The following is a 26,048-nucleotide window of genomic DNA, read 5'->3' on the forward strand; positions in this document are numbered from 1 at the left end:
GGGGCGCGCCGGCGTCACCGCTGCTTGCGCAGCTCCCGCACGGCCGCCTCCAGGCGCTGACCGTAGTCGGCGTCGGCCTTGCGGAAGTTCTCGATCGCCCGCTCGACGATGTCGTCGCGGTCGGCCGAGACCTTGGCGATGAAGCCGGCCAGGTTGGCGACCAGCCGCTGCTTCTCGTCCTCGCCGATCAGCCGGTACAGGTTGCCCGCCTGCACGAAGTCGTTGTCCTCGGCGTGCGAGGGGGCCTCGGAGGTGCCGGTGGCACCGCTGACGGGGGTCGGCGCCCAGAGCGGCCGGCCGGTCTGCACCGGGCCGCCGAAGCTGTTGGGCTCGTAGTTCTTCTGGCGGCCGTGCCGGCCGTCGTACAGGTGGCCGTCACGGCTGTTGTTGCGCGCCTCGGCGGCGTGCGGGCGGTTGACCGGCAGGTGGTCGGCGTTGATGCCGACGCGGTAGCGGTGGGCGTCCGCGTACGCGAACAGGCGGCCCTGCAGCATCTTGTCGGGGGACGGACCGATGCCGGGCACGAAGTGCGACGGGGAGAAGATCGACTGCTCGACCTCGGCGAAGACGTTGTCGGGGTTGCGGTTGAGCTCCAGCTTGCCGAACTCGACCAGCGGGTAGTCGGCGTGCGGCCAGACCTTCGTCAGGTCGAAGGGGTTGAAACGGTAGTTCGCCGCGTCGGCGGCCGGCATGATCTGGACGCTGACCGTCCAGGTGGGGAACTCGCTGCGCTCGATGGCCTCGCGCAGGTCCCGCTGGTGGCTGTCCGGGTCCTCGCCCGCGAGCTTCGCCGCCTCCTCCGACGTCAGGTTCCTGATCCCCTGGTCGGTCTTGAAGTGGTACTTGACCCAGAAGTACTCGCCGGCCTCGTTCTGCCACTGGTAGGTGTGCGAGCCGAAGCCGTCCAGGTGCCGGTAGGAGGCCGGGATGCCGCGGTCGCCGAACAGCCAGGTCACCTGGTGGGTGGCCTCGGGCGACAGGCCCCAGAAGTCCCAGACGTTGTCCGCCTCCTGCGAGCCCGTGTACGGGTCGCGCTTCTGGGTGTGGATGAAGTCCGGGAACTTGGTGGCGTCCTTGATGAAGAACACCGGGGTGTTGTTGCCGACGAGGTCGTAGTTGCCCTCCTCGGTGTAGAACTTCAGCGCGAAGCCGCGCGGGTCGCGCACCGCGTCGGCGGAGCCGAGGTTGCCCGCCACGGTGGAGAACCGCAGGAAGGTCTCGGTCTGCTTGCCGACCTCGGAGAGGAACGCCGCCCGCGTGTAGCCGGTCACGTCGGCGGTCACGGTGAACGTGCCGTACGCGGCCGCGCCGCGGGCGTGCACCACGCGCTCCGGGATCCGCTCGCGGTTGAAGTGCGCGAGCTTCTCGAACAGCTGCTGGTCCTGGATCAGCGCCGGACCGCCGACACCGGCGGTCTCGGTGTTCTGGTTGTCGGCGACGGGGGCACCCGCCTCCGTGGTGAGGGTGGGGCGCAGCTCGTCCTGGGTAGTCATAAGAGGGTGCCTCCGCGTGATCCGGTCGTTACGACTCGATCCTAACTTGGACTTTGTCCAAGTCAACACTGGAACCAGACTGGGAGTGCACTTACCCTGTACCCATGAGTGACCTGCTGGAACGGCTTCGCGGACGTGGATGGCGGCTGACCTCGCAGCGCCGGGTCGTGGCCGAGGTCCTCGACGGAGAACACGTCCACCTCACCGCCGACGAGGTGCACGCGCGCGCGGCGCAACGGCTGCCCGAGATCAGCCGCGCCACCGTCTACAACACCCTCGGCGAACTCGTCTGCCTCGGCGAGGTGCTGGAGGTCGCGACCGACGGCCGCGCCAAGCGGTACGACCCCAACGCCCACCACGCCCACCAGCACCTGGTCTGCTCCGGCTGCGGCGCCATCCGCGACGTCCACCCGCTGGGCGACCCGCTGGCCGCGCTGCCCGCCTCCGAGCGGTTCGGCTTCACCGTCTCCGGCGCCGAGATCACCTACCGCGGCCTCTGTCCGGACTGTACGACCGGCCCCTGAGCAGCCCCCGCGAACCGCCCCCGTCGCCACCACCCCCGGCACAGGGTGTCGGGCGGACCGCGCAGGCGGGCACCTCGACCCGGTGAACGACGAGGACGACGAGGACGATGTCCCGACCCGCGCCGGGCCCGGTCGGTGCCCCCGGCCGGGCCCGGCGCTACGCGCTCAGTTCGGCGTGGAGGGCGCCCAGCAGGCGGCCGGCCCGCTCGGCCACCTCGGCCGGACCGTAGTCCGCCGCCCGCCGGCACCAGTTCTCCGCCTGCACCGGCTCCCCCCGGCGCAGCGCCAGCAGCGCGAGCCGCAGCGCCGCCCGCCCGTGCCCGGCGTCCGCGGCCCGGGTGTACCAGAGCATCGCCTCGGCCTCGCTGTCCTGCCGGGCCAGCAGCAGCCCCAGGTTGAACGCGGCGCTGCGGCTGCCCGCCGCCGCGGCCCGCCGGTACCAGCTCTCGGCGATCTCCAGCGCCCCGCGCTCGGCCGCCCGCACGCCCATCCGCACCTGGGCCCGCCGGTGCCCGGCGTCCGCCGCCACCGCGTACCAGTGCTCGGCCTCCTGGTCCGCGTCCCCGCGCCGGTCCAGCACCGAGGCCAGCCGGAACGCACCCTCCGCCGACCCGCCCGCCGCCGCCTGGCGGTAACGCTCCAGCGCGCCCGCCAGATTGCCGCGCTGCTCCTGCACCACCGCCAGCTGAAGCGCCGCCTCGCCGTGCCCCTCGGCCGCGGCGCGCGCGTACCACTCCTGCGCCTGCCGCTGCTCGCCGCGCCCGGCGTGCAGGACGCCCAGGTTGAAGGCGCCGTCCACGCTGCCCGCCTCCGCGGCCTTGGAGAACCACGGTTCGGCGCCCGACTCGTCACCGCGCTGCAGCAACACCACGGCCAGCGCGTTGCACGCCTCCCGGTGCCCGGCGTACGCGGCCCGGCGGTACCACTGCTCGGCCTGCTGGTCCCGCCCGGCGCCCGCGCAGAGCAGCCCCAGGTTGAACGCGCCGTTCTGGTCCCCGGCCTCCAGCGCGCTGCGGTACCAGCGCTCCGCCTCGGCGGCCTCGCCGCGCGAGGCGTGCAGCGCGCCCAGCGCGTTCGCCGCGTTGCCGTCCCCGGCCTCGGCCGCCTCCTGCCACCACTCGGCGGCCGCACCGAGATCCCCGGAGTCGCGCAGCAGGAAGCCCAGCGCGCACGCGGCCCGGGGCTCGCCGTTCTGCGCCGACTGCCGGTACCAGCGGGCGGCCTCCTCCAGCAGCGCCTGGTCCCCGCCGGCCCGGTCCTCCAGCAGGACGCCGAGGCGCAGCGCCGCCCGGGCGTGGCTGCGGGCGGCCGCGATCCGGTACCAGGCCTCCGCGGTCTCCTTGTCCCCGGCCGCCTCCCGCATCCGGGCCAACCGGTAGGCGGCCTCCCGGTGTCCGGCGTCGGCGGACACCTTGAACCAGCGTTCGGCGCGGACGTCGCGCCGGTGCTCCATCAGGTCGCCGAGCGCGTACGCGCCCAGCGGGTGACCGTGGTCGGCGGCGAAGTGCAGCCAGTACTCGGCCGCCTCCTCCTCGCCCTGGTCCCGCAGTTGCAGGCCGAGCGCGTGCGCGGCCGGCGCGCTGCCGGCCACCGCGGCCTGCCGCCACCACTGGGCCGCCTCGGCCCGGTGGCCCTGCTGGTGCAGCAGCACGCCGAGGTTGTTGGCGGCGGAGCGGAGTCCGGCAGCGGCGGCCCCGCGCAGGTACGGCTCCGCGTCCTCCAGGTCGCCGCGGCGCAGCAGCAGCGTGCCGAGCCGGCCGGCGGCGTCCGCGTCGCCGTCGTCGGCGGCCTGGCGGTGCCGGGCTTCCAGTGCGGCCTGCTCGCGGGCGGCCAGCGCGGTCTCGAAGCTCGCGGAGTCGAAGCCGGCGTGCTCGCCGGCGTCCGCCCCCGGGCCGCCCTGTTCGGTGAGCGCGCCGTACGGGCCGATCTCGGCGGTGAACCGGCTGGTGGGGACGTGCACCAGGCTGTCCGGGCCGTAGCCGGGCGCCGGGCGGCGCTCCGTCAGGCCGCTGGTGCGCTGGGCGGGCAGGGCGCCCGGGTTCCGCTCGGGGCTCTCCGCCCAGGCCTCGGTGTCCGCCTCGGTGGTCGCCGGTTTCGCTCCTGTCCCGTTCTTTCCGATCAGCCTCATGCCGACTCCCGCTCCCCCAGAGTGTCGCGGCATCCTTCCCCGGCCATCGGCCGGGGGGACCGTCCCCCGGTCTTGGACCGGAGGCACCCCCAGGGGGCGCGTCGGACCGGACGGCCGGTCAGCAGCCGTGCAACGTCCCCCATGTGTCCCATCGTCGCATCACCCGCAACCCGCGTACACCTGCCCCGGCCGATTTCGGCGGGGCGGACCCGAAGCCGACGAGATTGCTTCGGCGCTTTGTCGATTTCCCGACACTGGCGTCCGCAAACCCCGCTGCCGTCGTCCTTGGCGACGCTCGATGGTACCGGAGCAACCCCCGCGGCCCGGCCGAAAAAACGCCAGAGGCCCGGAGGACGAATCCTCCGGGCCTCTGTGCTACTGAGTAGCGGGGACAGGATTTGAACCTGCGACCTCTGGGTTATGAGCCCAGCGAGCTACCGAGCTGCTCCACCCCGCGTCGGTAGCCAAACCATAACACGGTCGCGGGGTGGGACAGAAATCGGTCGCCGCAGCTCAGCAGCTCAGGGGCCGGTGCTCGGCGCCGGCGCCGGGGTGGCCCCCGGTGAGCCCGACGGGGCGGGCGTCCCCGACGGAGCCCCCGACGGAGCCCCGGACGAGGGCCCCGCCGACACGGCCGCGGGCGCGAGACCGGCCTTCTGCAAGGCCGCGGCCAGCGCCTTGGCCGCCTCGCTCTGCGCCTTCTGAGCCTGCCCGACGGCCACCCAGTCACCGGACTTGGCGGCGTTGTCGAGCTCGCCCTGCGCCTTCAGCACGTCCGCCATCGCCTTCTGCAGCTCCGGCGTGACCGTGCTCCCCGGCGCCGGCGTCGTCGGATTCGTCGGCGTCGTCGGGTTGGTGGGCGTCGTCGGGTTCGTCGGCGTGGTGGGTGCGGTCGGCGTGGTCGCCGGCGCCGCGCCCGCGAACACCTTCCGCAGCGCCTCCTCCAGCGTGTTCTCGAACGCCACGTTGTCGTTGCCGTAGACCGCCAGCACCTTCTGCAGCGTCGGGTACTTGGCGCCGCGCCCGCGGACGTACACCGGCTCGACGTTCAGCAGGCCGCCGCCGACGGGCAGCGTCAGCAGGTTGCCGTACTCCAGCTCCGAGTCACCGCCGCTCTTCAGCAGGGTGATCTGCTGCGCCACCTCCTGCCGCGAGTTGAACTGCGACTGCACCAGGTTGGGGCCGAGCGTCTTGGAGTCCCCGGGCACCTTGAGGATCCGGAGCTTGCCGTAGTCCGGGCCCGGGTCGGCGCTGACGGCCATGAACGCCGCCAGGTTGTCCCGGCCGCGCGGCACGAAGGTGGTCGTCAGCGAGAAGCTCGCCGACGTGACCGCCGGGTCCGGCATCCGCACCGTCAGGTAGTACGGCGGCTGGAACTGCTTGGTGTCGCTGGTCGGGTCCACCGGGACCTGCCAGATGTCGCTGCCGTTGAAGAACGAGTTGGCGTCCGTCACGTGGTACTGGCCCAGCAGGTCGCGCTGCACCTTGAACATGTCCTGCGGGTAGCGCAGGTGCGGCATCAGCGTGCCCGGGATCTCCGCCTTGGCCTTCACGGTGTCCGGGAACGCCTTCATCCAGGTCTTCAGCACCGGGTCGTTCTCGTCCCACTGGTACAGCGTCACCTCGCCGGTGTACGCGTCCACGGTGGCCTTGACCGAGTTGCGGATGTAGTTGACCTGGTTGGCGACGGTCAGCAGCTCACCGCGCTGGTTGGTCAGCGAGTCCTTGGTGGCCGTGCCCAGCGTCGTCTTCGACGAGAAGGGGTAGCCGTCCGAGGTGGTGTAGCCGTCCAGCACCCAGACCACCCGGCCGTTCTCGACCACCGGGTACGGGTCGGCGTCGATCGACAGCCACGGCGCGACCTTCTCCACCCGCTCCTTGGGCGTCCGGTCGTAGATCACCTTGGCGCCGTCGGTGATCGCCCCCGCGTAGAGGATCTGCGGCTCGGCGAACTTCACCGCGTACGCGGCCCGGGTCAGCGGGTTGTTCAGCGAGACGCCGCTGCCGCCGGTGTACTTGTACTGCTTGTTCTCACCGGAGTCGGTGGTGTAGTCGATCTCCTGGTTGGAGCCGCCCACGATCGAGTACGTGGAGGTCTTCTCGCCGTAGTAGATCCGCTGCTGGTAGTCGCCCAGCGAACCCGTCGCCGGCAGGCCGGACTCGGTGAAGACCGGCTGGCCCTTGTCGTTGACCTGGTTGCCCTTGGCCACCACCGCGCCGTAGCCGTGGGTGTACTTGAAGTGGTCGTTGATCCAGTTCCGCTGCACGCCGTTGAGGTCCAGCTCGCGCAGGCCGATCACGGTGTCCTGGGCGCCCGCGTCCTTGCCGTACCGGTCCACGTCCAGGGTCTGCGGGAACGCGTAGTACGACCGCTGCTGCTCGATCGACTGGAAGGTCGGCGAGACGACGTTCGGGTCGATCAGCCGGATGTCCGAGATGGTCTGCGCGTCCGGCTTCAGCGCCTCGGCGTCGGTCGTGCCCTTCGGGGTGTACGGGATCGTCTGGCTGTCCGAGATCCCGTACGCCTGGCGCGTCGCGTCGATGTTCTTCTGGATGTAGGGCGTCTCCTTGGCCTGCTCGTTCGGCTTGACCTGGAACTGCTGCACGATCGCCGGGTACACCCCGCCGATCAGCACCGCCGACAGCACCATCAGGCCCAGCCCGATCAGGGCCGGGGCCCAGGTGCGCCGCACCGGGGTCAGGAAGAACAGCACCGCGCAGATGATCGCGACGAAGAACAGGATCGTCTTCGCCGGCAGGAACGCGTTGGCGTCCACGTACCGCAGGCCGGTCCAGCCGGAGACCTCCCGGTAGGCGCCGGTCTTCACGGCCAGCGCGTACCGGTCCAGCCAGTACGCCACCGCCTTCAGCAGCACGAAGATGCCCAGCAGCACCGCCAGGTGCCCCTGCGCACCGACGCTCGCCCGCCGGCCCGGTCCCTGCAGCCGCAGCCCGCCGTACAGGTAGTGCACCAGCACCGAGGTCAGCAGCGAGACGATCACCGCGCTGAACGCGAAGCCCAGCACGAACTCGTAGAACGGCAGATCGAAGGCGTAGAACGAGACGTCGCGCCCGAACTGCGGGTCCTTGACCCCGAACGAGGTCCCGTTGGTCCACAGCAGCCACGTCCGCCACTGGCCCGAGGCCGCGGCACCCGCCACCAGCCCGATCACCAGCGAGATCCCGATCAGCGCCCAGCGCTTGAACGGCGCCAGGCCCGAGCGGTAGCGGTCCAGGCTCTGCTGCTCGACCGACATCGCCGACAGCGGCGGCCTCAGCCGGTGCGCCAGCCACACGTTGAAGCCGACGATCACCGCCATCAGCAGGCCGAAGACCGCGAACAGCCCGATCTTGGTCCAGAGCTGGGTGGTGAACACCGAGGAGTACTGGACCGACTTGAACCAGAGCCAGTCCGTCCAGAATCCGGCGAACATGACGAACAGCAGGAAGAGGACCGCGAGCACTCCCAAGGTCAGCAGGAGCACTCGCGCCCGCCGGGAGGGCGGGCCTACTCTGCGCCGGAAACCCGGCCCTGAGCGTTCCGGCATCTGGAATACCACGGTGGCACCTCAGTTGTGTCGTCTGGAGTCGGTCGGTCTTCAGTGCAACTTAACCAGGCTTTAGCCGAGTTCCCACCGTTAGCAGACGGTTACGAGCGCAGCAGGCCCCCACTCCCCGCCGGCGGGGACCTCACGGCGCTCCCGACGGGCTCCCCGCGGCACCGCCCGGCACCGCACCCGGCGCGGGACCCGGCACCGCCGGGCCCGCCGGACCCGCCCGGCGTGTGAGGATTGAGGCATGTCCGATGGATCCAATCTCCCCGACGACGTCTCCACGCTCCCGGCCGCGACCCCGCTGACCCGGGCCGCCCTGGAGATCGACGAGTACGCCGCCACCCTCGGCTGGGACCTCCCGGCCCGGCTGTTCGCCCTGGTGGACAGCGCCGCCCTGCGCAAGGCCGACCCGCGCATCGCCAAGCAGCTCGGCCTCGCCGACACCGAGGAGGCCGGCCTCACCCCGGTCGAGCAGGACGAGCTGCCGGCCGGCATGGAGCTGGACAAGTTCCTCGGCACCATCGCCTGGCCCGACGCGGTCGCCGGCTGCGCGCTGGTGGTCGAGCGGCTGATGCTGCCGCCCGGCTCCGAGCAGACCCGCCCGCGCAACGCCAGCGACGCCCAGCTCGCCGACTGGGTCGCCAACCATCCCAAGCGCGAAGAGGTGCGGATCACCGCCGCCGTGCTGCGCGGCGGGAAGAAGGAGGTCGCGCTGCGGCTGCGGTCCAAGGACGTCGCGCGCGAGGTGCTGACCGGCCCCGACCTGGTGCCGGGCCTGACCGAGGCCCTGCTGGCGACCTTCTCGTAGCGCAACTCGCCACCCGGTCACCCGGCCGTCCGGCCGGTTGACCGGTCTTCCGCATGCCGGTCCGACGATCTCGCGATCTTCAGGTCTTCCGGTCTCGCGATCGCCCGGCCGGCCGGCCGTGGGCCGGTCGGTCGGCTACGCGGCGCAGGACGGCAGTGCGGCGGTCTGCCCGGAGCGGATCTGCTCCAGCGACTTCAGCGCGCCGTCCAGCGTCTCGGCCTTGACCAGGGTCAGCCCGTCCGGGGTGTTCTTCCCCGCCTCGGCGCAGTTGGCGGCCGGCGTGAGAAAGTACTCGGCGCCGGCGTCCCGTGCGGCGATCAGCTTCATCGATATGCCGCCGATCGGCCCGACCGCCCCGTTGTCGTCGATGGTGCCGGTGCCGGCCACGAACCGGCCGTCGGTGAGGTCGCCGGGCGTCAGCTTGTCGATGATGCCGAGGGAGAACATCAGGCCGGCACTGGGCCCGCCGACGTCCTGCAGCCCGATGTCGATCCGGAACGGGTAGGTGTGCTTCAGGCCCGGACGGATGCCGACCATCGCGGAGCCGCTGTCGGGCGACTTCACGGTCGGGACGGTGATGTCGGTGCGCACCCCCGGCTCGGCCGAGCCCTCCTTGACCCGCGGCACGACGGTGAAGACCACCTGCTCGCCGGGCTGGCGCTTGGTGACCGCCTTGGCCACGCCCTCCGGGTCGGCCACCGCGGTGCCGTCGACGGCGACGATCTGGTCGCCGGCGTGCAGCCGGCCCTCGGCCGGGGCTCCGGCGGTGACGGCCTGGACGATCAGCTCGCTGCCCATCGGGATGCCGAGCTGCTTGAGCGCCGCGGTCCGGGCGTGGTCCTCGGAGAGCGCGAACTCCTCGGCGTTCTGCTGCTTGGCCTCGGCGTCGGTCTGCCCCTTGGGGTAGACGTTGTCGTGCGGCACCACCAGCACGTCGTCCCGCAGCCAGCCGATCACCGCGTTGACCAGGCTGGGCTCGTACTTGGCCCCGGTCACCTGCACGGTGGTCATGTTGAGGTGGCCGCTCGCCGGGAACGACTCGTGGCCGGTGATGGTGATCACCGGCGTGCCCGTCTTCTCCTGCACCCCGAGCGTGTTGTACGTCGGACCCGGGCTCATCTCGGTGTACGGCACCTTCATCAGCACCGAGACACAGAGCAGCGCTATGAGCAGCAGGGTGGCGGCGAGCATCGTCGCAGAGCGGCGTGGCATGACTCGACAGTACGGGACGCGGCCGACGGTACGCCCGGCGGGCTACCGGCCCGGGCGCTCGCCCGGACCGGAGCCGGTCGTGGTGCGTTCCATCGCGGCCATGAACCGCTTGTGTTCGGCCAGTGAGGCCGGGTCCCCCGTCGCCCTGGGGGCCCTCTGGGCCCACCCCGCCCACACGGCGGCGAGCAGTGCGGCGACAACCGGAATGATCAACCAGGCGAGCGCAGCCATCTCAGTACTCCCAGCTCGTCGTGTCTATGAGCAGATTAACCACTCCGGCGGACAACGTTGACGGCGCCTTCCGGGTTACGGCACGGCCGATCGGCTCACTGCCAGGGAGTATTCGGCGCACAGGCCCACACCCGTTCGAGTGAGGGCCCGGCGCGCCTGCGCGTCGGCGGGGCTGCGGGGGCTGGTCAGCAGCTCCCGGCGCCGACCCACTCCTCCTCGCCGTCGGCGAAGACCTGGTGCTTCCAGATCGGCACCTCGTGCTTGAGGTCGTCGATCAGCCGACGGGCCGCGGCGAACGCCTCGCCGCGGTGGGCGCAGGAGACGGCGACGATCACCGCCTTGTCGGTGATCTCCAGCCGGCCGATCCGGTGGACCGCGGCGAGCGCCCGGACCGGGAAGTCCGCGACGATCTTCTCGGCGATCCGGCGCATCTCCTGCTCGGCCGTGGGGTGGCAGCTGTACTCCAGTGCGGAGACCGACTTGCCGCCGTCGTGGTCGCGGACCGTCCCGACGAAGACGGTCGTCCCGCCGGCCGCGTCGTCGCCCACCGCGTCGTACACCTCGTCGAGGGAGAGCGGGGTGTCGCGGATCGCGAGCAGGCGGATCGGGTCGTGGTTCTCGGACATGACCCCATGATCCCCCATCCCGGGTGGTCCGGGGCAAGAGCCTTCCGCATCACGACGGAGGAATTTCGCATCGTGAGAAACAGCCCGGAGCGAGCCAACCTCCGGACCGGACCCGGACCAGTCCCCGGGCTACCCGGACCGGGGCCGGACCCGGAGCCGGGCGGCCGGCCGCGGCCCGGGGGCGACCGCGGTCGGCGCGTCGCCGATCAGAAACGGCGCCGCTTCCGCGCCCGCCGCACCAGCGCCGCCGTACCCACCAGCGCCACCGTCGCCCCGGCCGCGCCCAGGCTGGTCGCGGCCTCCTTGCCGCCCAGCCGGCGCCCGGCCACCGCGTGCTTCCCCGCCACCTGCGCCAGCAGCTCCGCCAGCACCTCCTCGTTGGTGTACGTCGGCCGCCAGCCCGCCTCGTGCAACCGGCTGCCCGACACCACCCACGGGTACATCGTGTACGCCAGGTCACCGGCCGGCGCCGGGGTCAGCCCCAGCCGGTGCAGCCGCGCCGCCGTACCCAGCGCGAGCGAGGCCGGGAGCTCCATCCGCCGGATCCCCGACAGCCGCTCCACGTCCTCCTGCTCCAGCCAGCCGTCACAGCCGACCGTCACCTCGCCCTCGACCAGGCCCAGCGCCGCGTACTCCAGCGCCGCCGCCAGGTCGTCCACGTGGCAGAACTGCCAGCACGGCCGCGAACCCGCCACCACCAGCAACCGCGGCGCCTCGAAGTGCCGGGTCAGCACCGTGTCGACCCCGGGGCCCACCACCACCGCCGGGCGCAGCACCGTCACCTGCAGCCCCGGGTGCGCCCGCGGCGCGCGCCGGGCCAGCCGCTCGATCTCCAGCAGGTCCCCGACCAGCGAGGCCTCCTCGGTCGCCCGCAGCTCCGAGTCCTCGGCCAGCGGGACCTCGTTGTCGGCCAGCGCGCCGTAGACCATCGCGGAGGTGCAGAGCACCACCCGGTGCACCCCGGCCGCCGCGGCGGCCGTCAGCACCGTCTGCGCGCCCCGCACGTTGTAGGCGCTGCGCGCCCGCGGGTCCGACTCCATGCCCAGGTCCATCGCCAGGTGGACCACCACGTCCACGCCGGCCAACCGCTCGGCGACGGCGGGGTCCCGCACGTCCAGGACCCGCCACTGGACGCCCGGCACCTCACCGCGCCGGTCGTCCACCGCGAGCACCTTCCTCACGCCCGGCGAGGCGACCAGCCGGGCTGCGACGCGCTCGCCGAGCACGCCGGCGGCACCCGTGACCGCCACGGTCAGGGGTCTTCCGTCATAGGCTGGAGGAGGCGACGCCGTGATGTCCGGGGCGTCCTCTCCTCCGGTCAGCCCAGAGCGAACGTCCGAAGGCGGGGAACTCACCGGCCATCCTCCACGGTTAGCTTATGTGCGTACGTACGTGTGTCACGTACGTCCATCCTGCCCGAGGCGGAGGCCCGGCGGTGCACCCGGCGCGGACCAGCCGCGTGGGAGCCGCCCACCGGCCGGGAGTCCCCCACTCCACCGACCGCCCCGGGCCTGCAGATTTCACCGCCACCACCCGCATGACGGCCGACCGGATCGAGGACCCCGTGAGCGACCTTCCCTTCGGATTCGGCGTTCCGCCCGAGGAGCCCGAAGACGGCAAGGCCAAGCCCGGAGACGAGCAGAAGAAGGACCAGGGCGGCGACGAGCAGAGCGGCCCGCAGCCCTTCGGCTTCGGTGCCGGCAACCCGTTCGGCGCGCTCTTCGGCATGGGCGGCCTGCCCGGCGGACCGGGCACCCCCGGTGCCCCCGGCGCCGGCGACAACCCCTTCGCCGCCATGTTCGGCGGCCTCAACCCCAACGACCTCGGCGCCGCGTTCCAGCAGCTCGGTCAGATGCTCTCGTTCGAGGGCGGCCCGGTCAACTGGGAGCTGGCCAAGGACATCGCCCGGCAGACGGTCGTCGCCGAGCCCGCCGAGGGCAAGAGCAAGGACCGGTCGGTGAGCGCCACCGAGCGCTCCGCCGTCGCCGAGGCCGTCCGCCTCGCCGACCTCTGGCTCGACGGCTCCACCGAGTTCCCGTCCGGCGCCGGTACCGCCGTCGCCTGGAGCCGCGCCGAGTGGATCGAGGCCACCCTTCCGGTCTGGAAGGACCTCGTCGACCCGGTCGCCGAGCGCGTCGGCAACGCCATGGGCGGCGTCCTGCCCGAGGAGATGCAGGCCATGGCCGGCCCGCTGATGGGCATGATGCGCTCCATGGGCGGCGCCATGTTCGGCACCCAGATCGGCCAGGCGCTCGGCGCGCTCGCCGCGGAGGTCGTCGGCTCCACCGACGTCGGCCTGCCGCTCGCCCCTGCCGGCAAGGCCGCGCTGCTGCCGCAGAACGTCGCCGAGTTCGGCGAGGGCCTGAACGTCCCCGTCGAGGAGGTCCGGCTCTACCTCGCCCTGCGCGAGGCCGCCCACCAGCGGCTCTTCGCCCACGTGCCGTGGCTGCGCGCCCACCTGCTCGGCGCCGTCGAGGCCTACGCCCGCGGCATCAAGGTCGACACCACCCGCATGGAGGAGCTGGTCGGCCAGCTCGACCCGAGCAACCCCGAGGCCCTCCAGGAGGCGCTCGCCGGCGGCCTGCTCCAGCCCGAGGACACCCCCGAGCAGAAGGCCGCGCTCGCCCGCCTGGAGACCGCGCTCGCACTCGTCGAGGGCTGGGTCGACGCCGTCGTGCACGCCGCCGCCGAGCCCCACCTTCCGCAGGCCAGCGCCCTGCGCGAAACCGTCCGCCGACGCCGCGCGGCCGGCGGGCCCGCCGAGCAGACCTTCGCCACCCTCGTCGGCCTCGAACTGCGGCCGCGCCGGCTGCGCGACGCCGCCCGGCTCTGGGCGCTGCTCGCCGACGCCCGCGGTGTCGAGGGCCGCGACGACCTCTGGCAGCACCCGGACATGCTGCCCACCGCCGCCGACCTCGACGACCCGGACGCCTTCGTGCACCGGGACACCGCGGGCAGCCTCGAAGGCGGTCTCGACTTCGACGCGATCGACAAGCTCCTCGGGGAGGCCGCCGCAGGCGGCGGCACCGGGACGTCCGGCCCGGCGGCCGAGCCGGGATCCGGCCCGAAGCCCGACCTGACGAAGAACGACGACGAGGACGGAAAGGGCGAGCCCGGCGCATGACGGTCACCGAGACGGTCCCCGACGGCACGGGCAGCACCGGCGGCACGGAAGCCGGCGCCGCCGGGGCGGGCCCCCTGCACGCGGACGCCGTCCGCGCCCTGGACGGCTGGCGCCCCGCCGACCCGGACCAGGAGCGGCTGCGCCGCGACTACCTGCAGCACCTCGCCGAACAGCCCGAGGGCCTGTTCCGCTCCTGCCTGCCCGCCCACATCACCGCCAGCGCGGCGGTCGTCGACCCGGCCGCCGGACGGGTGCTGCTCACCCTGCACCCCAAGGTCGGCCTGTGGCTGCAGATGGGCGGCCACTGCGAGCCCGGCGACCGCGACCTCGCCGCCGCCGCGCTGCGCGAGGCCACCGAAGAGTCCGGCATCCCCGGCCTCACGCTACTGACGCAGGACGGCGCGCCCGTCCCGGTCAAGCTCGACCGGCACCAGGTGCGCTGCACCGGCAAGGACCGGCCGGAGAACACCCACCTCGACGTCCAGTACGTCGCGGTGGCGCCTCCCGGCTCCCTGGCCCTGATCAGCGAGGAGTCGCTCGACCTCCGCTGGTTCGACTTCGACGCACTGCCCGACCTCACGGACGGTTCGGTGCGCGACCTCGTCGCCCGCGCCCGGCAGCTGACCGGTTGACCGGTTGAGGCGTTCGGGGGCGTCCGGACGAGGAAAGGGGCGTGGGCCACAACGGCCCACGCCCTTCTCCGTACCTGACTCCGCACCTGTGTCCGCCGCGGCTCCCGCGAGCCGCGGGGCCACCGCCTCAGCCGCAGGAACCGGCCGGTTCCGAGTCCGGCGGACCCGCGTGCCGCGCCCCCGGAATGTGCGGCAGCCGGGCCGCCGACACCACTCCCTCCAGGTAGCCGCGGGCCCGCTCCGTCCTCGGATAGGCCTCCAGCAGCGCCCAGAAGGCCGGCCCGTGGTCCGGCACCAGCAGATGCGCCAGCTCGTGCAGCAGCACGTAGTCGACGACGTACTCCGGCATGCCCTGGAGACGGTGCGAGAGCCGGATCGTCCGCTCACTGGGGGTACACGAACCCCACCGCGAGTTCTGGTTCGTCACCCAGCGCACCTGGGCCGGCTCGGCCCGGTCGTCCAGGTAGGCGGCGGAGAGCTCACGGGCCCGCGCCACCAGCGCGTCGTCACCGAGCACGCGGCGGCTCTCCTGGGCGGCGAGCTTCTCCAGCATCTGCGCGACCCAGCGCTGTTCCTCGGCGTGCGACATCCGGGCCGGGATCAGCACGATGGTGCGGTCGCCCTCCCGGTACGCGGAGACCGTCCGGCTGCGCCGGGCGCTGCGCCGCACCTCCACCCGGGAACGGTCGAACGGCTCCGACCGCGCGGCCCCTGGTTGCTGCTCCGGACGCCCGCGCGTACTCGGCGCCGCCACTTGCGACCCGGACGCTGCACGGGCACGCCGAGGCGACGCCTGGGGATGGGAGTCCCGTTCGGCTGCCATGGCACACGACGTTACCCGGTACCCCTGACAGAAGTCCGCTGCCGTGGCCGAAATGTTTCGTGGAGCGATCGGGAACGAAAGGCCGACAGAAGGTGTCCGGAATCCGACCTCGCACCGGACGTCAAGTTATCCACAGGGTATGCGGACGAATGATCCGATCATGCACCCGAGCCTGTGGACAACGCAGCGCACCCCGGCACCCCGATCGGGCATGCTGCCGTCGACCGTCCGGAACCGATCGGAAGGAAGACCGCCGTGCGCCTCGCCCTCAAGCCCGCCCTCTCCCGCAGCTGGCGGGACTCGGACACCCTGCAGTTCGGCACCGTCTCCCGGCACGCCGGCGTCCTCGCCCGCGCCGACCAGGCCCTCTGTGACTTCCTCGGACTGGTCGACGGGACGCGCGACCGCCCCGCCCTGCTCGCCGAGGGCGAGCGGACCGGCTTCGGGCGCGAGCCCGCCGACACCGTGCTCGACCTGCTGGAGGAGGCCGGGGTGCTCGACGACGCCGAGGCCGCCGACCGGGCACTCGCCCGCTTCCCCCAGCCGCACCGCGAGATGCTCGGCCCCGACCTCGCCTCGCTTTCCCTGATCCACTCCACCCCCGGCGCCGCTCCCGCCGTGCTGGCCCACCGGGCCGACCATGCGGTGGAGGTCCGCGGCGCCGGGCGCATCGGCGCGGCCCTGGCGGCCGTGCTCGCGGCCGGCGGCACCGGAGCGGTCACCGTGGTGGACTCCGGCCGGGTCACCCCCGCCGACACCTCCCCCGCCGGCCTGCCACCGGGAGAGGTCGGGCGGCTACGGGCCACTGCCGCCCGCGAGGCCGTCGACCGGGCCTGCGCCAGGCACCCGGCCCGGCGCAGCGGACGGCCGAGACCCGGGCTTCCCGACCTGGTGGTGCTGACACCCCGGGACGGCAGTGGGGCGTTCGCCGGCGGAACGCCCCAGGCCCGCGAGCTGCTCCGCGCCGGGGTACCGCACCTGTACGTGGGGGTCGTGGAGGAGTTCGGCGTCGTCGGCCCGCTGGTGGTGCCGGGGGTGTCGGCCTGCGGCCACTGTCTGGTGCTGGCCCGGGAGGACGAGGACGCGGCCTGGCCGCGCATCCTCGCCCAGCTCGCCGACGACGGCCCGGGGCGGGCCCGGACACCGGCCTGCGACACCTCACTCGCGACCGCCGTCGCCGGACTCGCGGCGCTGCACGTCCAGATCTTCCTGGACGGCGGCCGGCCACCGAGCATCGACGGCTGGTGCGAGGTGTCCGCCGTCGACGGAATGCCGCGTCGTCTGCGGCTCAAGGGCCACGCGGACTGCGGGTGCCTCTGGCAGCCGACGCCGCCGCACTGAGTCCGCCGCCGAGGGAGGAAGGAGAAGGAGGAGAGGGAGGGAACGGCGAGTCGGCCCGGCCGGGCCGAGGACCGACCGGTGGGTGAGACGGCCGTCCCCACCACCACCGGTCCGAACCCCCGGCCGCCGGGTGCCGACGCCGTTCCGTCCGGCGCCCCGACGTGGGTGCCGGGTGCCGACCGAGTACCGGGTGCCGGGTGATGACCCGATGCCGGGTACCCGGTCCGGGCACCCGGCGATGGGAGGTGGGCGTGGGACGGAAGGCGTGGGACGGAAGGGTCGTCAGGAGACACGAGAGGCGGGTGGGTGGGAGGGGGTGGGGGGTGGGCCCCGAAGCGCGGAAAGGCCCTCCCGAACCCCCCGTCCCCCGCCCACCCCCTGCGCTACTGTGTCGTCGGCCACCCGGCCGACGACCGGAAGATGGCCCCTTCCACCGATCGCAACGCTCGTGCACGACCTCACCGAAAGGTCCCGGCATGATCACTCGCAGATCGCTCCTCGGCGGTGCCGGCGCGCTGGCCCTCCCGCTGGCGGCCGTCCCCGCTCTCCCCGCCGTCGCCACGACCGCCGAGACCCGGCGACGGCGCTGGTCCCGGCTCTCCGGCCGTCTGCACGGCACCCTCGTCCTCCCCGGCGACCCGGCCTACGGCGTCGCCAAGCAGATCGGCCAGGCCCGCTTCGACGCCGTCGAACCGGCCGCCGTCGCCTACTGCGCCGACGAGGCCGACGTCTCCCTCTGTCTCCGCTACGCCCAGGACCAGGACATCCCGATCGCCGTCCGCGCCGGCGGCCACAGCGGCGGCGGCTACTCCACCGGCACCGGGCTGGTGATCGACGTCTCCCGCCTCAACTCGGCCGCCGTCGCCGCCGACGGCTCGGCCACCTTCGGCGGCGGCACCCAGCTGGTCGACGTGACCAACGCCGTCGCCCCGTACGGCCTCGCGGTGTCCGGCGGGTTCTGTCCCACCGTCTCCCTGGGCGGCTTCCTCCAGGGTGGGGGGATCGGCCTGCTCACCCGGCACGTCGGCATCTCCAGCGACAAGGTGACCTCCGCCCGTGTGGTGCTGGCGAACGGCAGGACGGTCACCGCCTCGCCGGACGACCACGACGACCTGTACTGGGCGCTGCGCGGCGGCGGTGGCGGCAATTTCGGTGTCGTCACCTCCTACACGGTGAAGGCCGTCCCGCTGGCCACGCTGACCCTGGCCAACCTCTCCTGGACCTTCGACCACGCGGTCGACCTGCTCGACGCCTGGGCGCACTGGCTGCCCGACGCCCCGCGGACGCTGGGCGGCGGCGCCGTGGTCGGTCTCCCCGCCGCCCCCGGTGCGCCCCCGTTCATCTCGGTGCTGATCGGTTCGGTCGGTACCGAGGCCGAACTCTCGGCGGAGATCGGCCGGTTGGTCTCGCTGGTCGGCGCGGTCCCGGCCTCCCGGAACAGCTTCACCGCGCCGTACCGCTCCGTCATGATGGGCCTCTACGGCTGCGGCTCCTTCACCCAGGAGCAGTGCCACCGGGCGGGCACCGGTCCGGCCGCCGTACTGGCCCGGCCGACCGCCGCGGTGGACCGGGGCAGGCTGTTCGACGGGCCTCCGCCCCGCGCGGTCTGGGAGGCCGCGATCGGCCGCCTCGGCACCGACCGGCAGGCGGGCCAGCAGCGGATGGTCCAGCTGAGCGCGCTGGGCGGCGCGGCCAACGACCCGGCACGGACCGCCACCGCGTACGTCCACCGCGACGCGCAGTTCAACGCGAGCTTCGGCGCGGTCATCGCCACCGGCCCGGTGGACGAGGCCGCGGTCGCCGCCGCCCGCGGCTGGGTGGACGGCGGGTTCGCGCTGCTCGACCCGCACTCCGGCGGCGAGAGCTACCAGAACTTCATCGACCCCGGTCTGCCGGACTGGCAGCGCGCCTACTACGGCGAGAACTATCCGCGACTGGTCGCGGTGAAGCACCGGTACGACCCGCACCGGCTGTTCTCGTTCCCGCAGGCCATCGGCACCCGTCCGCGGCCCGGAGGCCGGGGCTGAGGTCGGTCCCGGCCCCGGCGGGGTGCGAAATCCGGCCGGGGCCGGGGCGGCGAGCGGGCACAATGGCCTATGACAGCCGGCCTCCGCTGCGGGGGCCGGGGGCGTGTCGATTGGAGGCCCGGGTGAGCGATCTTCCGCGCAAGGCAATGACCCGCACGGCAAGACTCGCCGCCCTGCCGCTGGGGATAGCCGGCCGGGCCACTCTCGGGCTGGGGAAGCGGATCGGCGGACGCTCGGCCGAGGTGGTGACGGCCGAACTGCAGCAGGCGACCGCCGACCAGCTCTTCAAGGTCCTGGGTGAACTCAAGGGCGGGGCGATGAAGTTCGGGCAGGTGCTGTCCGTCTTCGAGGCCGCGCTGCCCGAGGAGGTGGCGGGCCCGTACCGGGCGGCGCTGACCAAGCTGCAGGACGCCGCGCCGCCGATGCCCGCCGCCACCGTGCACACGGCGTTGGAGCAACGGCTGGGCAAGGACTGGCGGAAGCTGTTCCGGGAGTTCGACGAGCGTCCGGCTGCGGCTGCCTCGATCGGCCAGGTGCACCGGGCGGTCTGGCACGACGGGCGCGCGGTCGCGGTCAAGGTGCAGTACCCGGGGGCGGGGGACGCGCTGCTCGCGGATCTCACGCAGCTGAGCCGGGTGGCCTGGTTGCTGGGTCCGCTGATTCCGGGGCTGGACATCAAGCCGCTGATCACCGAGCTGCGTGAGCGGGTCGCCGAGGAGCTGGACTACGAGCTGGAGGCGCAGGCCCAGGAACGCCATGCCGAGGAGTTCGCGAACGACCCGGAGATCGTGGTGCCGGGTGTCGTGGCGCAGGCCGACCAGGTACTGGTGTCGGAGTGGATGGACGGCACGCCGCTGTCCGAGGTGATCACGAGCGGCACGCAGGAGGAGCGGGACCGGGCGGGCCGGCTGCTGGCACGGTTCCTGTTCGCCGGTCCGTCGCGGACGGGGTTGCTGCACGCCGACCCGCACCCGGGCAACTTCCGGCTGCTGAAGGACGACGGCCCGGTGGAGGGCTGGCGGCTGGGGGTGCTGGACTTCGGGACGGTGGACCGGTTGCCGGGCGGGCTCCCCGCGCCGATCGGGGCGTCGCTGCGGATGGCCCTGGCCGGGGACGCGACGGGTGTGCTGGCGATGCTGCGGGAGGAGGGCTTCGTGAAGCCCTCGATCGAGCTGGATCCGGACGCGGTGCTGGACTACCTGCTGCCGATGATCGAGCCCGCGGCCGTGGACTCGTTCCACTTCACCCGGGCGTGGATGCGGGCGCAGGCGGCGCGGATCGCCGATCCCCGGTCGCCGGCGTACAACCTGGGCAAGCAGTTGAACCTGCCGCCGTCCTACCTGTTGATCCACCGGGTGACGCTGAGCACGATCGGGGTGCTCTGCCAGCTGGGGGCGAAGGCACCGTTCCGGGCGGAGATGCTGGAGTGGCTGCCGGAGTTCGCGGAGGAGCCGCCGGCCCCGGCGAAGCGGCGGGGGCCGGCCAAGAAGGGCTGAACCGCTCGGCAGTGCGCCGTGCAGCTCCGCGCCGCGCGGCGGAGGGCACGGCCGCGCGCGACGCCCCGGCTCGGCGCAGTGCCCGGCGGAGCGTCCGGCGGAGCGTCCGGCGGACGACCTCCCGCTCGGATCGTTCGACAACGGCCGCAGGCCGCCCCCCGGGTACGGGGGGCGGCCTGCGGCACGACGGGGGTCCGGCGGTGGCCGGGGCGGTGTCGGCGGTGCGACGGCACCGGGACGACTGCGTCCGCGCGACTACATCAGCGCGACGGCGAGGGCCTTGCGGGCGCGCATCGAGGCCCGCTCGGCCTTCTGCTTGAGCCGGTGGGCCCGGGCGACCCGGACGACGAGTCGTTGGTGCTCCGCCTCCTGGAGGCGCTCTTGCATATGGGCGCGAGCCAGGGATTCGTGGAGAAGTTGCATTTCGAGGGTCCTGTTCTGGATCTGACGTTCGGTGGTCTGCTCTGCGCGGACGGTGGGATCGACGGCGGCGGCGGTCATGTGGTGGTCCTGCTCGTGGTGCGTTGTCGGGAAGGGATGGACGCGGGCCGTGTCGGCCTTGGCGGCGGCGATGCGTACGGAGCGGCGGAGGGCGCTGTCCAGCGGGGGCTGCTCTCCCCGGCGGACGGCCTCGGCTCCGAACACGGGGTTCACGCCGCGACCTCGGTCTTGCGCGGGCGGCCACGCGGCCGCTTGCGGGCCACGACGACACCCTGGACGAAGAGCTCGCCGCCCCAGACGCCCCAGGGCTCGCGGCGCTCCAGGGCGCCGGTGAGACAGGCGTCCTTGACGGGGCAGGTGCCGCAGAGGGACTTCGCGTACTCGACGTCGGCGGGCGTCTCGGCGAAGAAGACCTCGGGGTCGAAGGCGCGGCACGGCACGGGGAGACCGAGCTCTTCGGCCTGGTCGATCGAGGTGATCTGCATGGGGGAAACCTCCGGAGGGTCGGCCTGGTCGGCCTGGATCTGGTTTGTCGGCGGTACGGACGGGGTGGGCGGTGTGATGACCGTGGACACTGTGGGCGTCTTCCTCGTCTTTTCAGTGGGTCCGGCTCAGCTGACTGGTGGGGCTGGGCCGGAGGCCCCGGAGGGCCTGGGTGGTCGTGCGTACCGGACAAAACAGAAGGGCCGCGGATCCCGGTGTGACGGGTTCCGCGGCCCTGGAGGTGCCGACCTGAGGCTGACTCAGGTTCGTTCTCTCCAGGGTTCAGGCCCGCGGAAGGCCCGCATCCGGATGGCCGTGGCGCCGGTAAAGGCGGCCATGGCCTGCTTGATCTGCTGCTCGTTCTGCTTCTGGGTGTTTCCGGCACCGACGACCTGCGCATAGTCGCCATGCATGGCGACTACAGCTGCCTTCGGTGCCTGGATCGGTCGCTCATCACGCGGGGAGCGCGACGCATCGACCGACGCCCAGTCACGGGACAGACCGCCTTCGACACTGGTGCCGTCGAGGTTGCCGCCATTGATGCCGGTGCTGCCGAGGTCAGTTTGGCCAAGGCCACTGACAGCGAGGGCGGGGGTGGCGGGAACGACGGAGACACCGGTGGTGTCGAGGCCCAGACCGGTTCCGCACAGCTCAGCGAGCGCCCGCAGGTGGGCGGCGCGCAGGAGGGCAGCGTCGGCGGTCTGGCCAGTCATTTTGGTGATCATGGTGGTTCCCACTGCCTTCGCCTCCTCTCGGCGTCTCGCGGAGCCTGGTCTCCCGGGCTCCGAACTGTTCGGATGTCTGTCTCGGTGAAGCTGGTTCGAGCTGGTCAAGCTGGTGTGTGGCTGGTGGGCGCAGGAGGTAGTGGCACAGGCGTCACCCCGTGCGACCGCGTTCCCCTTGACCGCTCCGGCAGGCTATTGCGCTCCCGGTACGGCGCGCAAACTATTTTTCCGGCGAGTTTCCCGACGGTCTCCGCGGCATCTCACAACGCCGGCTGTGATCGCCCCGGACCGGCTCACGCCGGTTCGTCCGACCGGTCGTCCTCGACGTCCGCCGGATCCTCCTCGGGCTCCTCCCCCGCACACAACGAGAGCACGGCGGCCCCGTATTTGTCCAGCTTCATGGCACCGACTCCGGAGATGACGGCCAGCTCCTGACGGGTGCCGGGGACGTCCTCGGCGATGGCCATCAGCGTGGCGTCGGTGAAGACGACGTAGGCCGGGGCCCCCTGCTTGCGAGCCTGGGCGGCCCGCCACTCGCGCAGCCGTTCGTACAGCGCCTCGTCCATGGTGGACGGGCAGGTCTCGCAGCGGCGGAGTTTGCGCTCGACGGCCTCGGTGAGGGCACGGTCGCAGACCCGGCACTTGACCGGTCCGCGGGCCCGACGGGCGGCGGAGCGCTCGCCGGCCTCGACGCCGCCGCGTCCGCCGCGGCCCGCGGAGCGGGCGCCGGGGGCGCTGGAGCCGGGGCGCAGTCCGTCGAGGAAGCGGCTGGGCTTGCGGGAGGCCCGGCCGCCGGGGGAGCGGGAGAGCGCCCAGGAGAGGGAGAGGTGCTTGCGGGCGCGGGTGACGCCGACGTAGAGGAGGCGGCGCTCCTCCTCGACCTGCTCGTCGGTCTTGGCGTAGATGATCGGCAGGGTGCCCTCGGTGAGGCCGACGAGGAAGACGGCGTCCCATTCGAGGCCCTTGGCGGCGTGCAGGGAGGCGAGTGTGACGCCCTCGACGGCGGGGGCGTGCTGGGCGGCGGCGCGGGCGTCGAGTTCGGCGACGTAGGCGGCGAGGTCGCCGGCCAGGCCCTCGGCGGTCCGGGTGCGTTCGAACTCCTCGGCGAGGCGGACGAGCGCCGCGAGGGACTCCCAGCGGTCGCGGACGGCCCCGGAGCCGGCCGGCGGCTCGGCGGTGAACCCGCGGGTGGCGAGGACGGCGCGAACCTGGCCGGCGAGGTCGGGGGCGTCGTCGGTGAGCGGGTCGGAGCCGGCCCGGGCGGCGCCGCGCAGCAGGACGCCGGCGTCGCGGACCTCGGGCCGTTCGAAGAACCGCTCGGCACCCTTGAGCTGGTAGGGGACGCCGAGGTCGGCGAGGGCCTGCTCGTAGACCTCGGACTGGCCGTTGGTGCGGAAGAGCACGGCGACCTCGCTGGCGCGGACGCCGGCGGCGAGGAGGTCCTTGATCCGGCGGGCGGTGGTCTCGGCCTCGGTCGGCTCGTCCTCGTACTCGGTGTAGACGGGCTCGGGGCCGGCCTCGCGCTGGGAGACGAGTTCGAGGCGGTGCCGGGCGGCCTCGCCGCGGGCCTGGGAGAGCAGCCCGTTGGCGAGGTGGACGACCTGCGGGGTGGAGCGGTAGTCGCGGACCAGCTTGACGACCGTCGCCTCGGGGTGGCGGGTGCGGAAGTTGAGCAGGTAGTCCGGGGTGGCGCCGGTGAAGGAGTAGATGGTCTGGCTGGCGTCGCCGACGACGCACAGGCTGGCGCCGCCGCCTGGTCCGGTCCACTGGTCGAGGAGGCGCTGCTGGAGCGGGGAGACGTCCTGGTACTCGTCGACGGTGAAGTGCCGGTACTGGGACCGGACCTGGTCGGCGATGTCGGGGCGGTCCTCCAGGATGGCGGCGGTGAGCAGCAGGACGTCCTCGAAGTCGATGACGCCGCGGCGGGTCTTGGCCTCTTCGTAGACGCGGTAGACCTGGGCGGTCTCGGCCGGGTCCCGGGGGGCCTCGCGGCCGGACTTCTGGACGGCGGCGGGGTAGTCGTCGGGGCCGATCTGGGTGACCTTGGCCCATTCGATCTCGGCGGTGAGGTCGCGCAGTTCGGTGCGCTGGACGCGCAGGCCGCAGCGGCTCGCGGCCTCGGCGACCAGCTGGACCTTGCGTTCCAGCAGCTGGGGCACCGGTCCACCGACGGCGCGCGGCCAGAAGTACTGGAGCTGGCGGAGGGCGGCGGAGTGGAAGGTGCGGGCCTGGACGCCCTCGGCGCCGAGCTGGCGCAGGCGGCCGCGCATCTCGCCGGCTGCGCGGGCGGTGAAGGTGACCGCGAGGACCTGCTGGGGCTGGTAGACACCGCTGCGCACGCCGTAGGCGATGCGGTGGGTGATGGCCCGGGTCTTGCCGGTGCCGGCTCCCGCGAGGACGCAGACGGGCCCGTGCAGGGCGGTGGCGACGGCCCGCTGTTCGGGGTCGAGCCCGGCGAGGACCGCGTCGGGACCGGTGGCGTCGAATCGGCCGGACCGGTCGCTGCCGTGGTCGTCGAACGGAATGCCGCTCAAGAGGTCTTCCTGCATGCGTTCCATCCTCTCAGCCCGCTCGGACAACCGGGGAGCGGTTGTCCACAGGTGCGGTGTGATCGCAGGATGATCGCTGCACGGTCCGGCGGGTTGTCGCACTTGAGGGCGCGTTCCCTTCGCCGCACGCCGGGGTGTGCTTCTCCGCGACCGCGCGGAACGACGCGGGGCCGCCGGCCGGGGCGCGGAATGACCGCCGTACGGCGGACGTTCTCCTCCTGGAACCGTACGCCCCTCTCTCTTTCGAAGGAGTCCCCCCGATGTCCGGCAGCGTGACGATGTACAGCACGACCTGGTGCGGCTACTGCAACCGGCTCAAGAGCCAGCTGGACCGTGAAGGCATCGGCTACACCGAGATCAACATCGAGGACGACCCGGCGTCGGCGTCCTTCGTCGAGTCGGTGAACAACGGCAACCAGACCGTCCCGACGGTGCTGGTGCAGCCGACGGGCGGCGGCGAGCGGGTCGTGATGACCAACCCGAGCCTGCTCCAGGTGAAGAAGGCCCTGGCGGCCTGAGGTCCGCGGGCCCGGGCACGGCGCGCTACGGCGCGTCGGCCCGGGCCGGGTCGACGGGTGCGGCGGGCGCGGGCAGCGACGCCCGGGCGGCGAGGTCGCCGATGCCGTAGACCAGCCGGCTGCGGTCGGCGGAGTAGCGGGTCTCGATGACCCGGACCGGCCCGCGGCGGTCGTACGTGACCCGGGTCTGGACCACCAGCGGCACGCCGGGGCCGCCCTGGAACCACTGGGCCTCCTCGGGGCCCGGCATCCGCGCGACCAGGTGGTCGACCGCGCCGATCTCGGTGCGTCCGAGGGCGGCGAGCACCGCCTCGTCACCGCCGTCGATCTGGTCGGGCTCCATCAGCGGGGTGCCGGCGGCGAGGCCCGCCCGGTAGTGGCTCTCCTCGATGGAGTAGGGCTCGCGGTCGAGCAGGCGCAGCTGGCGGCGGACGACGATCGCCTCGCCGGGGCGCAGGCCGAGCCGTTCGGCGATGTCGATCCGGGCCCGGACGATCATCATCTCGAAGTCGACGGTGAGCTCGCGTCCGGCGTCGGCGGCCTCGCCGCGGTAGACGGCACTGGGGACGGCCAGGCAGTCGCGCGGGCCGTCCTCGGCCCCCGGGGCACCCGGCACTCCCGTGGCCCCCGTCGCCGCCGTGCTCCCCGACGCCGCCGAGGCCACCAGGGCCCCGGAGAGCCCGGGCATCCCGACGGACCCGACGGATCCGGAGAGCCCGGAGGACCCGGAGGACCCGGAGGACCCGGAGGCGCCCGACGGTCCGGCCGGCCCCGGCAGGCTGGGGCGGACGTCGCGGCCGGGCGCGGGCCCGTAGGCGCGGTGGTCGAGCACCGGGTGCTCGCGCAGGTAGGTCCCCTTGCCCTGGAGCCGGACCAGGCGGCCTTCGTTGACCAGCACGTCGACGGCCAGCCGGACGGTGTTGCGGGCGACCCCGTACTGGCGTTCCAGTTCGCTCTCGACCGGGAGGGCTGCCTCGGCGGTGAACTCGCCCTCGGCGATCCGTCGGCGCAGGTCTGCGGCGAGGCGCTGGTATTTGGGGGATTGGGCGGTGCCCCGTGGGATTGTCACCCGAGAGAATGTAGCGAGGGCGGCGACGGGCTTTCAGGCGTTTGCGACAAAGTCGCCCGGGATCGGTGACGGCGGCCGACACCCGCGCACGTGCCGTACTGGACAGGGCCGCTCCGGTTACGAACATCGGAAGCCGCCGGTTTCGGAAGGAATATTGGGGGCGCACGGAACTGGTCCGCGCGCCCCCAATATCAAGAACGCTTCAATCCACTCGAATTACGGCCGGGCCGTTACACCCGGGCCT

General features: G+C 73.0%; 21 protein-coding genes and 1 tRNA gene. 8 read left to right on the top strand and 14 right to left on the bottom strand.

The window, feature by feature from the left end; translation table 11 throughout:
• Positions 1-14 precede the first annotated feature (14 nt).
• Positions 15-1,493, bottom strand: a complete 1,479-nt coding sequence (locus PUR61_RS32760; RefSeq protein ID WP_329883132.1) for a catalase — start codon at positions 1,491-1,493, stop codon at positions 15-17.
• Positions 1,494-1,597: 104 nt separating this feature from the next.
• Here PUR61_RS32760 and PUR61_RS32765 point away from each other — a divergent pair, with 104 nt between their 5' ends.
• Positions 1,598-2,017 carry a Fur family transcriptional regulator gene (locus PUR61_RS32765; protein WP_329883133.1) on the top strand — a complete coding sequence of 140 codons (420 nt, stop codon included), beginning with the start codon at positions 1,598-1,600 and terminating at the stop codon, positions 2,015-2,017.
• A gap of 157 nt (positions 2,018-2,174) precedes the next feature.
• Here PUR61_RS32765 and PUR61_RS32770 read toward each other — a convergent pair whose 3' ends face one another.
• The 3 genes from PUR61_RS32770 to PUR61_RS32780 form a co-directional block, all read right to left on the bottom strand.
• A complete protein-coding gene (locus PUR61_RS32770) occupies positions 2,175-4,145 on the bottom strand; it encodes a tetratricopeptide repeat protein (protein ID WP_329883134.1) in 1,971 nt (656 codons plus the stop codon).
• Positions 4,146-4,528: 383 nt separating this feature from the next.
• Positions 4,529-4,602, bottom strand: a tRNA-Met gene (locus tag PUR61_RS32775).
• 64 nt (positions 4,603-4,666) lie between these two features.
• Positions 4,667-7,693, bottom strand: coding sequence for a UPF0182 family membrane protein (locus PUR61_RS32780; protein WP_329883135.1), 3,027 nt, complete (start codon positions 7,691-7,693; stop codon positions 4,667-4,669).
• 250 nt (positions 7,694-7,943) lie between these two features.
• On the opposite strand from PUR61_RS32780, the gene PUR61_RS32785 reads away from it, so the two are divergent.
• Positions 7,944-8,507: a PPA1309 family protein gene (locus tag PUR61_RS32785; protein WP_329883136.1), complete on the top strand. Its 564-nt coding sequence runs from the start codon at positions 7,944-7,946 to the stop codon at positions 8,505-8,507.
• A gap of 135 nt (positions 8,508-8,642) precedes the next feature.
• On the opposite strand, the gene PUR61_RS32790 is transcribed toward PUR61_RS32785, so the two are convergent.
• The 4 genes from PUR61_RS32790 to PUR61_RS32805 form a co-directional block, all read right to left on the bottom strand.
• Positions 8,643-9,719, bottom strand: a complete 1,077-nt coding sequence (locus PUR61_RS32790) for a YlbL family protein (protein WP_329883137.1) — start codon at positions 9,717-9,719, stop codon at positions 8,643-8,645.
• A gap of 42 nt (positions 9,720-9,761) precedes the next feature.
• Positions 9,762-9,950 carry a hypothetical protein gene (locus PUR61_RS32795; protein WP_329883138.1) on the bottom strand — a complete coding sequence of 63 codons (189 nt, stop codon included), beginning with the start codon at positions 9,948-9,950 and terminating at the stop codon, positions 9,762-9,764.
• Between the two features lie 185 nt (positions 9,951-10,135).
• Positions 10,136-10,576 carry a molybdenum cofactor biosynthesis protein MoaE gene (locus PUR61_RS32800; protein WP_329883139.1) on the bottom strand — a complete coding sequence of 147 codons (441 nt, stop codon included), beginning with the start codon at positions 10,574-10,576 and terminating at the stop codon, positions 10,136-10,138.
• A gap of 206 nt (positions 10,577-10,782) precedes the next feature.
• The gene (locus tag PUR61_RS32805; protein WP_443035272.1) at positions 10,783-11,931 is read right to left on the bottom strand and encodes an NAD-dependent epimerase/dehydratase family protein; all 1,149 of its coding nucleotides are present in this window, start codon (positions 11,929-11,931) and stop codon (positions 10,783-10,785) included.
• A 209-nt stretch (positions 11,932-12,140) separates the two neighbouring features.
• On the opposite strand from PUR61_RS32805, the gene PUR61_RS32810 reads away from it, so the two are divergent.
• Positions 12,141-13,700, top strand: coding sequence for a zinc-dependent metalloprotease (locus tag PUR61_RS32810; protein ID WP_329883140.1), 1,560 nt, complete (start codon positions 12,141-12,143; stop codon positions 13,698-13,700).
• The gene (locus PUR61_RS32815; RefSeq protein ID WP_329883141.1) at positions 13,697-14,332 is read left to right on the top strand and encodes an NUDIX hydrolase; all 636 of its coding nucleotides are present in this window, start codon (positions 13,697-13,699) and stop codon (positions 14,330-14,332) included. The genes PUR61_RS32810 and PUR61_RS32815 overlap by 4 nt, the downstream gene beginning before the upstream one ends.
• Positions 14,333-14,459: 127 nt before the next feature.
• On the opposite strand, the gene PUR61_RS32820 is transcribed toward PUR61_RS32815, so the two are convergent.
• A complete protein-coding gene (locus tag PUR61_RS32820) occupies positions 14,460-15,155 on the bottom strand; it encodes a M48 metallopeptidase family protein (protein ID WP_329883142.1) in 696 nt (231 codons plus the stop codon).
• A gap of 255 nt (positions 15,156-15,410) precedes the next feature.
• Here PUR61_RS32820 and PUR61_RS32825 point away from each other — a divergent pair, with 255 nt between their 5' ends.
• From PUR61_RS32825 to PUR61_RS32835, 3 genes are all read left to right on the top strand, one after another.
• On the top strand, positions 15,411-16,496 hold the full coding sequence (locus PUR61_RS32825; RefSeq protein WP_329883143.1) for a ThiF family adenylyltransferase: 1,086 nt from the start codon (positions 15,411-15,413) through the stop codon (positions 16,494-16,496).
• A 476-nt stretch (positions 16,497-16,972) separates the two neighbouring features.
• Complete coding sequence (locus tag PUR61_RS32830; protein WP_329883144.1) at positions 16,973-18,523, top strand: FAD-binding oxidoreductase; 1,551 nt, start codon at positions 16,973-16,975, stop codon at positions 18,521-18,523.
• Positions 18,524-18,645: 122 nt separating this feature from the next.
• Positions 18,646-20,019 (top strand): ABC1 kinase family protein, encoded by a 1,374-nt coding sequence (locus PUR61_RS32835; RefSeq protein ID WP_329883145.1) that lies wholly within the window; start codon positions 18,646-18,648, stop codon positions 20,017-20,019.
• 255 nt (positions 20,020-20,274) lie between these two features.
• Here PUR61_RS32835 and PUR61_RS45585 read toward each other — a convergent pair whose 3' ends face one another.
• The 4 genes from PUR61_RS45585 to PUR61_RS32855 all read right to left on the bottom strand — a co-directional run bounded on the left by PUR61_RS45585 (position 20,275) and on the right by PUR61_RS32855 (position 24,217).
• On the bottom strand, positions 20,275-20,520 hold the full coding sequence (locus PUR61_RS45585) for a hypothetical protein (protein ID WP_380355913.1): 246 nt from the start codon (positions 20,518-20,520) through the stop codon (positions 20,275-20,277).
• Positions 20,521-20,669: 149 nt separating this feature from the next.
• The gene (locus tag PUR61_RS32845) at positions 20,670-21,035 is read right to left on the bottom strand and encodes a WhiB family transcriptional regulator (RefSeq protein WP_380355869.1); all 366 of its coding nucleotides are present in this window, start codon (positions 21,033-21,035) and stop codon (positions 20,670-20,672) included.
• 168 nt (positions 21,036-21,203) lie between these two features.
• Entirely contained in the window at positions 21,204-21,680 is a 477-nt protein-coding gene (locus tag PUR61_RS32850) for a hypothetical protein (protein ID WP_329883147.1), read from the bottom strand.
• Between the two features lie 281 nt (positions 21,681-21,961).
• Positions 21,962-24,217, bottom strand: coding sequence for an ATP-dependent DNA helicase UvrD2 (locus PUR61_RS32855; RefSeq protein WP_443035273.1), 2,256 nt, complete (start codon positions 24,215-24,217; stop codon positions 21,962-21,964).
• Positions 24,218-24,477: 260 nt separating this feature from the next.
• On the opposite strand from PUR61_RS32855, the gene PUR61_RS32860 reads away from it, so the two are divergent.
• Positions 24,478-24,735 carry a mycoredoxin gene (locus PUR61_RS32860; RefSeq protein WP_329883149.1) on the top strand — a complete coding sequence of 86 codons (258 nt, stop codon included), beginning with the start codon at positions 24,478-24,480 and terminating at the stop codon, positions 24,733-24,735.
• Between the two features lie 25 nt (positions 24,736-24,760).
• Here PUR61_RS32860 and PUR61_RS32865 read toward each other — a convergent pair whose 3' ends face one another.
• Positions 24,761-25,804: a GntR family transcriptional regulator gene (locus PUR61_RS32865; protein WP_329883150.1), complete on the bottom strand. Its 1,044-nt coding sequence runs from the start codon at positions 25,802-25,804 to the stop codon at positions 24,761-24,763.
• Positions 25,805-26,048: the final 244 nt, after the last annotated feature.

Origin of the sequence: Streptomyces sp. BE20, from assembly GCF_036322525.1 — a bacterium.
In the GTDB taxonomy this organism is placed as follows: domain Bacteria; phylum Actinomycetota; class Actinomycetes; order Streptomycetales; family Streptomycetaceae; genus Kitasatospora.